Below are 13318 nucleotides of genomic sequence, written 5' to 3' on the forward strand. Positions count from 1 at the left end.
CTCAGCCCCTCGCCTCGGCCGCTGAAGAGGCGGGGACCGCACCACTCATTCCCCCATCTCCGGCAGGCCCACCAACTCCCACCCCTTCGCTGCCAAGGTCTCCGCCAGTCGCCGCGCGCTCTGCACCGCGCCGGGGGTGTCGCCATGCACGCAGACGCTGTGCATCGCCGTCTTCATCACCTTGCCGCTCTGCGCGACGATGCCGCCCGCGTCCAGCATCCGCAGCACGTGGGCGATGACCTCGTCGTGGTCGTGGATAACCGCGCCCGGCTGGGTGCGCGCAGCGAGCGTGGCGGCGTCGGTATAGGCGCGGTCGGCAAAGATCTCTGCCGCTACCCGCAGCCCGGCACGCTCGCCGACGGCGTGCAGTTCGGATAAGGCCGGGGCCAGCAGGATCAGCTCGCGGTCGAAGGCACGCACCGCGCGCACCACGGTGGCGGCGAGTTCGGCGTCCTCGCAGGCCTGATTGCTGAGCGCACCGTGCGGCTTCACATGGCTCAGCCGGCCGCCTTCGGCGGCGGCGATGCCGGCGAGTGCGCCGAGCTGGTAGATCACCGCCGCTTCCAGTTCGGCCGGTGCCATCTTCATCGGCCGACGGCCGAAGCCCTGCAGGTCGGGATAGGCCGGATGGGCGCCCAGGCTGACGCCGGCGGCGAGCGCCATCCGCACCGTGTTGCGCATCACCAGCGGGTCGCCGGCATGGAAGCCGCAGGCGATGTTGGCCGAGCGCACCACCTGCAGCAGCGCGTCGTCCTCGCCCATCTTCCAGGCGCCGAAGGATTCGCCGAGGTCGGCGTTGAGGTTGATCTTCATCATCGTGGTTCCGGAGGCGTTGGCGCAGCGGCCTGGTCAGCGGCGGCGGTGAGCGGGCGATATTCGGCGGCGAGCGCATGCACCACGCCGCTCACCAGGTTGGCCGCCTGCAGCGCGGCGAGGTCGATGCCGTCGGCCGCGAGCGGGCGCACGCTGGCGAGTAGCGCGCGGGTTCCGGCCTCGGCGGCACGGGCAAGGTGTTCGCCTTCCCCGGCCGTCACCGCGGCAAAGCGCAGCACCTGCCCCGGCCGCAGCGCCGCCAGGCGGCCGAGGTCGGCGCCGATCACGGTGGCGATCTTGGGGTAGCCGCCCGCCGTCTGCGCATCGGCCAGCAGCACGATGGGCTGACCGTTGCCGGGCACCTGGATCGCGCCCGGCACGGTGGCGTCGGAAACGATCTCGCGCGCACCGGCATGTTCCAGCGCCGGACCTTCCAGCCGCAGGCCCATGCGGTCGGCTTCGGCGCTGACGCGGTATTCCTCGCCCAGCAGGGTGGCGAACGCGGCGGCGCTGAAGTGATCCGCCTGCGGGCCCGGCACGACGCGGATCGGGCCCTCTTCCACATACGGCGGACGGGGCAGCATGCGTTCCCCACCGGCGCGCGCCGCCTGCACCGGCAGCAGCATTCCGGTGGTCAGCGCGCGCCCGGCGAGCGGTCCATCCAGGCCGCCCAGCGCGGCGCGCGCATAGGTGGAAACGCTGCCGAGCACCGGAGTCAGCACCAAGCCTTCCACCGCAACCACGGCGATGCGCCCACCGCTCATGCGGCGCAGCCGCAGCAACTCGCCGTCGCCCAGCGTCAGCGAACGCCACGGCGCCAGCGCACTGCGTTCGCCGCCGCGCTCGATCTCCAGCACCGCGTCCCCGGCCACCGCCAGCCGCAGCGGTCCGCCGCGCGCGGCGAGCAGCAGGCCGCCGTCGAAGCACTCGATCACCGGCGCACCCTCGGCATTGCCGACGAGCACATTGGCGATCCGCATCAGGCGGGTGTCGAGCACACCCGCCCAGGGCACGCCGATACGGCGATAGCCACGCCGCCCACCGTCCTGCAGCGAGGCGTAGGCGCCGGGCGCGAGCACTTCGAGCTGCACCGCGCTCATCGCGCCCCACCCTCCGGCGCGGCCGAAGGGGCCGCGGTTCCGTCCCCCTCGGCCACTCCGGAACACAGCCATTCCTGCGGGTCGATTTCGCCGCCCTGCAGCGCGGCAGCCAGGCGGACATATTCCGCGCCCGACACTGGCGCAAAGACCACCCGGTCACCCGCCGCGAGCAGCGCGGGCGCGGCACGCCGGACATCGAACAGCGGCACCGGGCAGCGCCCGAGCAGATGCCAGCCGCCGGGGCTTTCCCATGGGTAGATCGCGGTAAGGCCGGTGGCGATGGCGACGCTGCCGGACGGCACGCGCAGCCGCGGCTCGGCCCGGCGCGGCAGACGCAGCGGTTCCGGCAGGTCGCCCATGAACGGAAAACCGGGCAGAAAGCCCAGCATGTAGACCCGGTATTCGGTGCCGCTGTGCAGCGCGACCACCGCGGCCTCGTCCAGCCCGGTGGCACGCGCGGTGGCGGCAAGGTCGGGCGCCGCCTCACCCTCGTAGCACACCGGCAGCCGCCAGCGCCGGCCCGGCGCCGCCGCCCTGTCCGCATCGCCCGCCAGCAAGGGCTGCAGCGCCGCCAGCAGCGCAGCGCGGCCGGTCACCAGCGGATCGAAGAACACCGTCAGCGAGCGGAAGGTAGGCATGGTCTCGACCAGCCCCGGCAGGCCACCATCGGCCTGCAGGCGGGCGATCGCGGCATCCAGCGCATTGACCGCCGCGAGCAGGCGCGGCTCGATCGCGTCGCCGAACTCGACCGTGAACGCCGCATCGCCCGCATCGAGCACGCGCGGCTTCATTGCGGCCTCCCCTGTGGCGGGCCGACGGCGGCGGAAAGACGGAGATTCACGGGAAGCAGGACACGCGGGACGGACACCCGCCGGAACTTATCGGCCTGGCGCCCTGCCGGCAAGCGGCGGTGCTCAATCCGCCAGCAGAAAGGGCAGCGCCGCGGCCAGCAGTTCCGCCGGCGCTTCCTCGGGAATGTAGTGGCCGCAGGGCAGGGTGCCGCCGCGCACGTCGTCCGCGACGCGGCGCCATTCGTCCAGCGGGCGGAAGCAGCGCTGCACGATGCCGCTCTCTCCCCACAGCACCTGCAGCGGCATCGCCAGCCGGCGCCCGGCGTCGCGGTCGGCGCGGTCGTGTTCGAGGTCGATCGTGGCGGCGGCGCGGTAGTCCTCGCACAGGCTGTGCGCGGCGCCGGGCTGCGACAGGCAGCGCGCGTATTCGGCAAAGGCGGTCGGGTCGAAGGCGGCGAGCCCGGCGTGGCGGCTGCCCATCACGTCACGCAGGTAGGCAGTGGGGTCGGCTTCGATCAGGCGTTCCGGCAGTGGCGCGCGCTGGATCAGGAAGAACCAGTGCCAGTAGGCGCGCGCAAAGGTCTCGGTGGTCTGCTCGTACATCGCCAGCGTGGGGGCGATGTCGAGCAGCACCATGCGGCTCACCGCTTGTGGATGGTCGGCGGCGAGGCGATGTGCGACGCGCGCGCCACGGTCGTGGGCCAGCACGCGGAAACGGTCGTGGCCGAGCGCGCGCATCAGCGCCACCTGATCGGCCGCCATTTCGCGCTTGGAATAACGGGCGTGATCGCCGGTGCTCGCCGGACGGCTGGCGTCACCGTAGCCGCGCAGATCGCTCGCCACCACGGTGAAGTGGCGCGCGAGTTGGGCCGCCACCTTGTGCCAGATGGCGTGCGTCTGCGGGTGGCCGTGCAGCAGCAACAGCGGCGGGCCGTCGCCGCCGCTCACGCAGGGAATCGAGACGCCCGCGCCGACCTCGATCCGGCGACGGGCAAAGCCGGGAAACAGCACGGCATCGGCTGCGGCGGCGACCTCGGTGACTGCAGACATTGGCGAATCCTCGCGGCGGGGGACGGAGGCCGAGTATCGCCTCCGCGCCGGCCGCCGCAAAGCGCTCACGGATAGACGAACTGCCGCACCAGGGTCAGTTCGCCCGCGGCGCGCATCGGCACGTCGAACTCCTGCCGCCGTTCGGACGGCGTGCCCTCGTTGGAGATCACCGCGACGCGGGCGGTGGTCAGCATCTCGCCGCGGCCGCCGCCGTAGTAGTTCACCCAGATCTGGTACGGCCCTTTCAGCGGCGCCGGCGACGCGAAGATCTCCGGGCCGTAGCCGGTGGTGACGTCCACATCGATCGCGCCGCCCTTCACCGCGCGGTTGCCATACCAGGCGTGCTCGCCGTCTGGGGTGATCAGGTGCAGGTCGAGGTCGGTGCCGTCGGTGTCCCAGCTCAGTACCACGCGCAGGCGCGCTTCGGCTTGGCCGGCGGCGGTCTGGTAGAACTGCACGCGCTGCGGGCGGCCGTCGCCGGCGCGCACTTCCACGCTGTTGGAACCGGTGGCAAAGCTGTAGGCGCGGCCATAGCGGCCCTCTTCGTCCACCTCCAGCGGCATCGCGTTGCCATTGACGACCAGCGTGGCCGGACCCTTGGTGTGTCTGGCGATGCGGCCGCGGATCTGCGCGACGCCCGGCACCCCGGCGTCGATCGCGGGACGCGAGGCGGGGTAGTTCACCTCCTGCGAGTACGGCGCCTCGGCGTTGCCCTGGCGCCAGCCGCCCACCGGCATCTCGATCTCGGCCAGCGCGGGGGCGGCGGCGAGCGCCAGCAGCAGCGCGGACAGGGCACGTTCAGAACATGACGGTTTTGACATGGGTGAGGTCGCCGATCTTGCGCAGCGGCACGACGAAGCTCTCGCGCCGTTCCTGCGGGGTGTTTTCGTGGAAGACGAGGGTGATGCGGCAGGTGATGATCTTCTTCTGCCGCGTGCTTTCGTCGAAGTGGTAGCCGGCGTCGCCAAAGTTGCCCCAGTAGTTCACGTAGAGCTGATAGGGGCCGCGCAGCGGCGCGGTCATCGAGAACATCTCCGGACCGGCGCCATCGACGCTGTCGACATCCATGCCGCCGCCGTTGGCGAGCACCGGGTGCGCCCAGAAGGCGTGCTGGCCGTCGGGCGTCAGCACATGCAGATCGACCTCGGCCTGATCATCGTCCCAGGCCAGGATCGCGCGCAACTGGGCGCGCGGGCGCCCCGGGTCGGCCTCGAAGAACTGCAGGCGGCGCAGCGGCTGCCCGTCCGCGCTGCGGATCTCGACGCTGTTGGAGCCGGGGCCGAAGGCGTAAGGGCGGGCGAAGTGGCCGTCGGCGTCGCTGTAGAGCGGCATCGGATTGCCATTGACGACCAGCGTGGGCGGCGTGCGCGGGCGGCGGTTGGCGTCGCGCGCGCGATGCTCGGCGGCGAGCCGGCCGCGGATCAGCGTGCGTCCGGCCTGGACGCCGCGGTCGATTGGCGGATTGGGATACGCCACCGCGCCATCGCCGCTGTGGTCGGTGAGCGTGCCGCGGTTCCAGCCGCCGCTGGGCGCCTCCAGCGTGGCCGGCGGCATCGCGGCCGCGGCGCCTGCAGCGGCGACGGCCCACAGCGCAACGCACAGGCGCCACCAGGGAGGCGAAGGAAAGGCGGTCATGGTCGAAGCCCCCGCGAGATCGCGCACCGCAGCGCCGGATACGGCTGTCGTCATACGCGGATCGAATGAATGAAAGCGCGATTGTCCGGCCCGCCGCCGCTGCCGACAAGCGCCACGCACCGGTCGCCGCAAATTACGGGGTGCCCAGCACCAGGCGCCGCGCCCAGCCTTCCACCCAGTTCTCGTCGCCGCTGGCCGGGTGATGGCGCAGGCCGAGGTGCAGGTACTCGTGGGCGAGCGTGATGCGGTCCTCCACGCTGTGCAGCGCGCGCACGTGGATGCGGCCGCGGTCCAGTTCGGAAAAGGGCGTGCCCCACGCCAGCCGGCACACCCGTGGCGCCGCCGGGGCCTCGAAGCCGGGCAGCGCGGCCAGTTGCGGGCGCCAGCGCGGCACCTGCTCGGCCAGCCAGCGCTCGGCCACCTCCAGGCGCTCGCACGGCAGCCCGGCGGGGTCGCGCGCGGCCACCAGGTCGGCGGCGGGAAAGGCGCGGCGCAGCATCGCATCCCAGCGCGCGCCGGCGCGCGCCTCGGCCACCGCCTCGCGCCACACCAGCCGGTCCGGCCCCGGCGTGTCGAGGTGGTAGCCCACCGGCGCGCCGCGCAGCACCAGTTCGGTGGTAAAGCCTGCCACCGCGAGCGCCGCCGCGCTGGGTGGATTGGGCGACACGCGCTGGGTGCGGCTGCTGTCGGCGATCGCCAGGCAGTTACCGGCGCGGCGCGCTTCGTTGAACAGGTAGCTGCGCGCCACCACCGCCAGCGCGCGCGCGGCCTCGGTCTCCCCGGCATCGGCCTCGCGGTCGAGCACGCGGGCCACATATTCATCCACACCGAAGCGGCCGTACACCCGCGGCGCGCCGTCCGCGAGATCCAACCGCATCTGGCCGCTGGCGCGAAACGGCAGGCTGACGCCATTGGCGAACACCGCGACGTGGCGGCCGCGCAGCGCGCCCGCGCGCGCCGGTCGGCCGTCCGCCCCATCAACCCGCCGCAGCGGATAACGGCTGAAGAACGCCACGTCCACGCACCCGGGCGCAAGGCTGCCCGCGCCCGCCGGCAAGGCCGCCGCGAGCGCCGCCGCGTCGCGCGCCAGCACCTGCTGCCCGGTGCCCGCGCCGCCGAACCACAGCGGCGTGCCGTCCGCCAGCCAGCCGGCGCCGCCGCCATAGCGGGTCCGCGTGCCGGGCAGGTACCAGGAGAAGGTCTTGACCCGCAGCCGGCCGCCGAGCGCGCCCACCGCGCCGGCCTCGCCGCCGGGGGCGAAGGCGCGCGCCAGCAGCACGCTGGCGGCCTCGGCGCGGGCGCGCGGCGGCACCGCTTCCAGCGCCCCGATCAGCGCGGCGGGGGACACCACGGTATCCGGCACGAGCGCCCCGAGGTCCGCCAGCCATGGCAGCGCGGGTGCGCGCGCCGTCCAGAACGCGCGCCAATCGGCAGCGTCTATGCCCAGTCGTGCGGGCTCGAAGAACAGCCCGCAGGACGCCACCAACGCGGCATCGCGGCCGATGCTGCCGCCGGATTCGCAGCAGTAGCTTTCCTCCTCGCGCAGGCGACGGCTGGCGGCGTCGCTGCCGCGGCCCGCGCGGCAGGCGTAATCCGGGGCCGGCACCCCGTGCTCGACCAGCCACGCGAACACGAACAGCTTCCACACGCTGCCGAGCGGCACCGCGGCCGGCGGCTGCGCGCCCGCCAACGGCCGTCCCTCGCCATCCACGCGCTGCAGCACCAGTTCGCCGCTGGCCGGGTCGCGATAGGCGAGATCGAGCGCGGCGGCCGCAGGACGGATGAGCAGCGCGCAGGCAAGCGCAACCAGCAGGCGGAGGCGGAACGCGGAGGACAGGTGCGGAAACATGGCCGCGGCATGATGTCGGCAGCCTGCGCCCGCTGGCAAGCCAATCGCGTCAGTTGTCGCGCCGGCCGCTCGCCAGCCGGTCCACCATCGCGCGGATCGTGCGGATCTGCACGCCGTCGCGGTCGGCGTAATGTGCGCCGGTGTAGCCCCACCAGTCCCAGCAGCCGTTGGGGTTCCTGCCGGGGATCGACACCGCCTGCGGATACAGGACCACCAGCCGGTTGTCGTCCGCCCAGCGGTGGTAGCCGGCGTTCTTCACGAAGGTGGTGCCGTAGTACAGCCCGCCGCCCGGTGGCGGGCGCAGCGGCAGGAAGTTCTGGCCCTGCTTGCAGCCGTGCAGCGCGATATGCAGCCGGCAGCGCTCGCCGCGCGCGCACGCCGCCGGCACGTACAGCCAGCCGCTGTTGTCCAGCCCGTTGCCCCAGGTGAAGGGCGAGGGCGCGTCGGCCGGCAGATAAGGGCGTTGGTCGAACTCCACGAAGCGCCCTGTGGGGCGACGCGGCGCGCGCACCGGCGCGGGCGGCAACGGCACGCCCTGGCCGTAGATCCAGTCGAGGATTGCCTTTGCGCTGTCGAAGCGGCATCGGCCGATGTAGGGCGTCTCGGTCAGGCCGCAGTCGCGGCCGAAATCCAGCGTGGGCAGCGTATGGCCGGCGCCGTCGACCACGACCGGCGACACGCTGCTCCACGGCATGCCGCTGGCGGCATAGTAGGCATGCAGCTGCGCGGTGATGGTCGGCGGCACCAGCCCGTCGGCGGTGCCCACCACCGTCACCACGCGCTGGCGCGCAAGGTTGGCCGGGTCGTCGATGCGCCGCTCGGCGTGGAAGCGCCGCGTGGCTTCCACCAGTGCCGGCACCTCGGCGCTGGCATCGGTCACCTTGCAGTCCAGGAAGGGCTCGCCGGTGCAGGAGCACGTGGTGGTGGCACGGAAGAAGTCGTCGCGTGCGCAGTAATACGGCCCGCCGGCGATGATCCCCGCGCCCTTGATGATGGACGAGTGCGCGACCTGGAACTGCACCGCCATGAACGCACCGGACGAAATGCCCGAGATCGAGGTTTCGGCGATGTCGATGTTGAACGCCGGCAGCGGCGGCGCGGCGGTGGCCTGGAACGCCGCCGCGAGGGCGGCGCCGGCGATGATGCGGACGGTCTTCTTCATGGTCTCCTCCTGCCCGGATGCAATGCGCAAAATGCGAAACGCATTGTCATAAGCATAGCCAGCGCAGCGGAGAAAATCGCCCGTGGCGGGCCGCGGCCGCCCGCCTCAGCCGGGATTGCCGCGCCAGCGCCGCAGGCAGCGCTGGAAGAACAGGCTGTTGGGCACCTGCAGCACCGTGTCGCCGTGCTCGCCGGCGCTTTCCTGCAGCGTGGTGTAGATCAGGTTGATGTCCACCACCTGGCCCTTCAGCCCCGGCTTTTCGCCGTTCTCCAGCAGTTCGATGTGGTCGTAGAGGCGGAACGGCCGCGTGGTGAAGATCAGCAGCGTGCAGAAGATGTTGGAGAGCACGCTCCAGGCCGCGAAGAAGGCCACCGCGGCGACTGCGGCAAAACCGGTGAAGGCGGTCCACAGCACCGTGCCCGACACCCCGAAGCGGTCCAGCACCAGCAGCAGCGCACCGCTGTAGATGACGAAGCTGATCGTCCGCCGCGCGCCGATCACCAGTTCGGGCGGCAGGTTGTAATGCTCACCCAGCCGCCGCAGCAGCCGCCGCAGCACCATCCGCAGCAGCGCCGCGCCGAACAGGATCAGCGCGATCTGCAGGCCGAGGTGGATCAGGTCCAGCCAGGGGTCGGCCCAGGCGGGCAGCAGTTGCTTCATGACGCACTCACGAAAAGCCGGCGGGAACGCCGCAAGGCCGTGATTGTAAGGCGGTGTCATGACGGGCGGCGGCACGGTGGCCCGGCGCCACCGCAGTCCCGCCGCCGCCGGACCCTGGGGCGCCGCCCCGCGGCCCCGGTGCATGTCGGACGGCATACCCCTCTTGCATCGACATCGCCGCTGGTGCGCTAATTCCACCCGCGCCGCCAGACCGCGCGGCGTATCGACAACGAGGACATCCGCATGCCGCGCTGGCTTCGTCTGCTCGGCCTGGCCGGCGCCTGCCTGGCGCTGGCCGGCTGCACGCTGATCCGCCTCGGCGACGAGGCCCAGGCCTTCTACACCTCGACCGTGCTGGTCGGGCGCGTGGCCGCGCCGGCCGGCTGGAGCGGGCCGGTGATCGTGGCCGCTCATCGCGAAGAGGACGGCGATGCGCCGCCCGCCCATCGCACCCTGCTGCACGAAGCCGGCGGCTTCGAGCTGATCGTGCCGGCGGGCGACTACCGCCTGTTCGCCTTCGGCGACACCAACCGCAACGGCCGCTTCGACGCCGGCGAACCGGCGGGCGAATATGGCGGCGGCAAGCCGGTGGCGGCCTCCGGCAGCGGGGTGATCGCGCTGCTCGATTTCGCCCTCGGCGACGCCGCCGCGGCAGGTGCCGCAGCCCGCCGCGCCGCAGGCTGGCCGCCGTTGGACAGCCGCCACAGCACCCAGGCCGGCGCCCTCGCAGAACTGGATGCGCCCGCCTTCTCCGCCGCCAACGGCGTCGACGGCTACTGGGCGCCGATGGCCTTCTTCCGCGCCAGCGGCGGCAACGTGTATTTCCTCGAACCCTATGACCCGGCGCGCATCCCGGTGCTGTTCGTGCATGGCGCCGCCGGTTCGGCGCAGGACTGGCGCTACTTCTACGAGCACCTCGACCGCAGCCGCTACCAGGCCTGGATCTTCCAGTACCCCTCGGGTGCGGCGGTCGATTCGATGGCCTACCTGCTGTACTGGAAGCTCTTCAACCTGCAGCTGCGCCACCGCTTCGAGCGCCTGCACATCGTCGCCCACAGCATGGGCGGGCTGGTGGCGCGCAGCTTCCTGATCAACCACGGCAGCCAGGTGCGCGGGCTGGGCCTGTTCATCTCGATCTCGACGCCGTGGGCGGGCGAGCCCACCGCCGCGCTGGGGGTGAAGCACGCCCCGGCGGTGGTGCCGTCGTGGCACGACATGGCCCCCGGCGGCAGCTTCATGCGGGCGCTGTTCGCGCGCCCGCTGCCGGCAGGGCTGGACTACTACCTGCTGTTCGGCCACCGCGGCGGCTACAGCCTGCTGCGCCCCAACCACGACGGCACGGTGACCCTGGCCAGCCAGCTGCGCCAGGCGGCGCAGGCGGAAGCGCGGATGATCTACGGTTTCGACGAGGACCATGTCGGCATCCTGTCCTCGCCGCAGGTGCTCGCCCAGGTGCAGGCGCTGCTCGACAGCCACGCCGGTGGCCCCCGTGCCGACACCGCTTCCGGGGGACAGCTGCGCGCTGCGTTCACCACCGCGGACGGCGTGCTCCCCGCCGGGGTGCCGCTGCTGGTGCTGCAGCCGCTGGGCGAGGGCGCGCGCGTGGCGCCGATCACGGTGCCGCTCGCCGCCACCGACAGCGGCCGCAGCCTCGGCCCCTTCCCGCCCGGCGACTACGCCGCCAGCCTGCTGGTGCAGGGTTACCGCGCCGAACCGGCGCGCCAGCCGCTGCACATCGGCGACGGCGCGGCCGCGACCGCCCGCTTCCGCCTGCTGCCGCGCGGCGAACTCGCCGGCTACGTGGGCGACGAGGCCGACGCGGTGGGCAACCCGGCCGGCAGCTACCGGCGGCCGCTCGACACCGTGCGCATCCGTGAGGTCGACCTGCGCGGCGCGGGCGTGCAGCGCACGCTGCGGCCGCTCGACACCGCGGCGGACGACGCGCTCGCCCTTCACCTGCGCGGCGAAGACAGTGCCGAGCGGGCGCACTTCGCCTTCTTCGACCTCGCCGCGGGCGACTACGAACTCACCATCCGGGCCGACGGCTACGAAACCCATCGGTCGCGCCATACCGTGGTGCCGGGACAGGGCGGCCCGATGGCGCCGATCGTGCTGCAGCCGCGGCGCTGAGCGCGGCGGCGTGGCGCCGCATCAGCCCTGGGGCAGGCTGACGATGGCGGCCAGCCCGCCGCCGCCGCGGTTCTCCAGCCGGATGTCGCCGCCCTGCGCGCGCAGCAGGTTGCGCGCAATCGCCAGGCCGAGGCCGGTGCCGCCTGTCTGGCGGCTGCGCGAATCCTCGGCGCGGAAGAAGGGTTCGAACACCTGCTCCAGCAGCGCCGGCGGCAGCCCGGGGCCGTCGTCCTCGATGCGGATCTCGACCCCGTCGCCCTCATGCGCGAGCCGCAGCGTGGTGGCGCCGCCGCCGTACTTCAGCGCGTTGTCGAGCAGGTTCTGCAGCGCGCGCTGCAACGCGCGCGGGGCACAGCGCACCGGCGCCGCCAGGCGGCCCTCGATGCGTACCGCCTGGCCCAGGTCGGCGGCCTGCTCGGCAAGCGACTCCACCAGCGCCTGCAGGTCCACCCGCGTGCTCGCCTCGCTCGGGCGCGCGCTGCGGGCGTAGTCCAGCCCTTCCTCGACGAGATGGCTCATCGCGTCGATGTCGGCCTCGATGCGCGCGCGCGCCTGCTCATCGGCGGGCAAGGCGCCGACGCGCAGGCGCAGGCGGGTGAGCGGGGTCTTGAGGTCGTGGGAAATCGCCGCGAGGATCTGGGTGCGTTCGGCCAGGTTCTTCTGCAGCGCGGCCTGCATCGCGTTGAAGGCGCGGCTGGCTTCGACCAGCTCGCTCGCGCCGCGCTCGGGCAGCGCCGGCGCGTCGAGGTTGCGGCCGAGCGCCCGCGCGGCGTCGGCCAGCCGGCGCAGCGGCCGCGTCGCCAGCCGCACCGCGCCCCACGCCGCCAGCATCACCGCCAGGCTGACGGCCGCCACATAGGCGGCGATCACGCCCAGCGGCGGCGGCGCGAGCGGCGCCTTGCGGGTGGGAAAGCGCACCAGCAGGGTGTGGGCCTCGTCCAGCGCCACCGCCAGCGCGGGGATGCCGTCTTCGCCCGGCACCGGCGGCGCGAGCATCACCGCGCGCACATCGATCGCGGGACCGAGCAGGCGCCGCATCGGCACCATCGATTCGCGCAGATGCGGCGTATCGGCCGGGGGGTGGGTCCGTCCGGCCGGTTCCAGCGCGGGCTGGTAGAAGCCGCGGTCGAGCGCCGGTATCCACGTCTCGCGCTCGGCGGGCGGCATGCGCCCGAGCAGGCGGTGCAGGAAGGCGATGTCGGCGCCCATGAACTCGAACATCTGGCGCCGCGAATCGCGCGCGCTCACCGCCAGCGCGCCGCCGAAGCTCAGCACCTGGATCAGCACCGTGGCCACCACCAGGATCAGGAACACCCGCCCGGCAAGCGACTTCACGCGCCATCTCCGTCGCCAAAGCCGGGGGGGCGCGTCACGTGCGCGGCGACCGTCTTGCACAGCACGTAGCCCTCGTTGCGCACCGTCTTGATGTAGGCCGGCTCGCGCGCATCGTCGCCCAGGCGCTTGCGCAGGCGGCTGACGCGCAGATCGATGGAGCGGTCGAACACGTCGGCCTCGCGCCCGGCCAGGCCGACCAGCAGCTGGTCGCGGTTCACCACGCACTGCGGATGGTCGAGCAGGAAGCGCAGCAGGGTGTATTCGGCCGCCTGCAGCAAGGTGACCGTGCCGCCGCGCGCGACCAGGTGGCGTTCGACGGTGTCGAGCAGCCAGTCGCCAAAGGCAAGGTAGCGCGCCACTTCGGTGCGCACCGTGCCCGGGGGCAGCATGCGCGCGCGGCGCAGCACCGCGCGCACGCGCGCCAGCAGTTCGCGTGCGACGAAGGGCTTGCCGAGATAGTCGTCGGCGCCCATCTCCAGCCCGATGATGCGATCGACGTCGTCGGCGCGCGCGGTCAGCATCACCACCGGAATCTGCGCATGGGCCGGGGTCTCACGCAGCCAGCGGAACAGCGCCATGCCGTCCTCGCCCGGCAGCATCAGGTCCAGCACCACCACATCGACCGGCCCCGCCAGCAGCGCGGCGCGCATCTGGCGGCCGTCGGCCGCGGCGGATACCTGCAGCGCCTGCTTGCCGAGGTAGTCGGCGAGCAGGTCGCGGATATCGGGGTCGTCGTCGACGATGAGGACGTGGTCGGGGCGGTTCATGGCCGTATTGTGCCGTCATGGATGTG

The 13318-nt window shown here is 72.8% G+C and carries 12 protein-coding genes; 1 reads left to right on the top strand and 11 read right to left on the bottom strand.

Features of this window, described 5'->3' with window-relative positions; genetic code table 11:
• Positions 1 to 45 precede the first annotated feature (45 nt).
• The 9 genes from dqs_RS00270 to dqs_RS00310 all read right to left on the bottom strand — a co-directional run bounded on the left by dqs_RS00270 (position 46) and on the right by dqs_RS00310 (position 9060).
• On the bottom strand, positions 46 to 816 hold the full coding sequence (locus dqs_RS00270) for a LamB/YcsF family protein (protein WP_065339329.1): 771 nt from the start codon (positions 814 to 816) through the stop codon (positions 46 to 48).
• A complete protein-coding gene (locus dqs_RS00275) occupies positions 813 to 1913 on the bottom strand; it encodes a 5-oxoprolinase subunit C family protein (protein ID WP_065339330.1) in 1101 nt (366 codons plus the stop codon). The genes dqs_RS00270 and dqs_RS00275 overlap by 4 nt, the downstream gene beginning before the upstream one ends.
• Positions 1910 to 2704, bottom strand: a complete 795-nt coding sequence (gene pxpB / locus dqs_RS00280) for a 5-oxoprolinase subunit PxpB (protein ID WP_065339331.1) — start codon at positions 2702 to 2704, stop codon at positions 1910 to 1912. Before pxpB ends, dqs_RS00275 begins: the two co-directional genes overlap by 4 nt.
• A gap of 123 nt (positions 2705 to 2827) precedes the next feature.
• On the bottom strand, positions 2828 to 3754 hold the full coding sequence (locus dqs_RS00285; RefSeq protein WP_065339332.1) for an alpha/beta fold hydrolase: 927 nt from the start codon (positions 3752 to 3754) through the stop codon (positions 2828 to 2830).
• A gap of 65 nt (positions 3755 to 3819) precedes the next feature.
• A complete protein-coding gene (locus dqs_RS00290; RefSeq protein WP_065339333.1) occupies positions 3820 to 4575 on the bottom strand; it encodes a YfaP family protein in 756 nt (251 codons plus the stop codon).
• The gene (locus dqs_RS00295) at positions 4553 to 5443 is read right to left on the bottom strand and encodes a YfaP family protein (protein ID WP_236778714.1); all 891 of its coding nucleotides are present in this window, start codon (positions 5441 to 5443) and stop codon (positions 4553 to 4555) included. Before dqs_RS00295 ends, dqs_RS00290 begins: the two co-directional genes overlap by 23 nt.
• Before the next feature lie 79 nt (positions 5444 to 5522).
• Complete coding sequence (locus dqs_RS00300; RefSeq protein WP_065339335.1) at positions 5523 to 7238, bottom strand: DUF2300 domain-containing protein; 1716 nt, start codon at positions 7236 to 7238, stop codon at positions 5523 to 5525.
• A 49-nt stretch (positions 7239 to 7287) separates the two neighbouring features.
• On the bottom strand, positions 7288 to 8400 hold the full coding sequence (locus dqs_RS00305) for an extracellular catalytic domain type 2 short-chain-length polyhydroxyalkanoate depolymerase (protein ID WP_065339336.1): 1113 nt from the start codon (positions 8398 to 8400) through the stop codon (positions 7288 to 7290).
• A gap of 105 nt (positions 8401 to 8505) precedes the next feature.
• Positions 8506 to 9060: a mechanosensitive ion channel family protein gene (locus dqs_RS00310; RefSeq protein ID WP_041642139.1), complete on the bottom strand. Its 555-nt coding sequence runs from the start codon at positions 9058 to 9060 to the stop codon at positions 8506 to 8508.
• A gap of 243 nt (positions 9061 to 9303) precedes the next feature.
• Here dqs_RS00310 and dqs_RS00315 point away from each other — a divergent pair, with 243 nt between their 5' ends.
• Positions 9304 to 11190: an alpha/beta fold hydrolase gene (locus dqs_RS00315; RefSeq protein ID WP_065339337.1), complete on the top strand. Its 1887-nt coding sequence runs from the start codon at positions 9304 to 9306 to the stop codon at positions 11188 to 11190.
• Positions 11191 to 11211: 21 nt separating this feature from the next.
• On the opposite strand, the gene dqs_RS00320 is transcribed toward dqs_RS00315, so the two are convergent.
• Together dqs_RS00320 and dqs_RS00325 are read right to left on the bottom strand one after the other, a co-directional pair.
• Positions 11212 to 12525 (bottom strand): ATP-binding protein, encoded by a 1314-nt coding sequence (locus dqs_RS00320; RefSeq protein WP_065339338.1) that lies wholly within the window; start codon positions 12523 to 12525, stop codon positions 11212 to 11214.
• Positions 12522 to 13292, bottom strand: coding sequence for a response regulator (locus dqs_RS00325; protein ID WP_011763791.1), 771 nt, complete (start codon positions 13290 to 13292; stop codon positions 12522 to 12524). The genes dqs_RS00320 and dqs_RS00325 overlap by 4 nt, the downstream gene beginning before the upstream one ends.
• Between the last annotated feature and the right edge of the window lie 26 nt (positions 13293 to 13318).

It is taken from the genome of Azoarcus olearius, from assembly GCF_001682385.1.
Lineage (GTDB): Bacteria > Pseudomonadota > Gammaproteobacteria > Burkholderiales > Rhodocyclaceae > Azoarcus > Azoarcus olearius.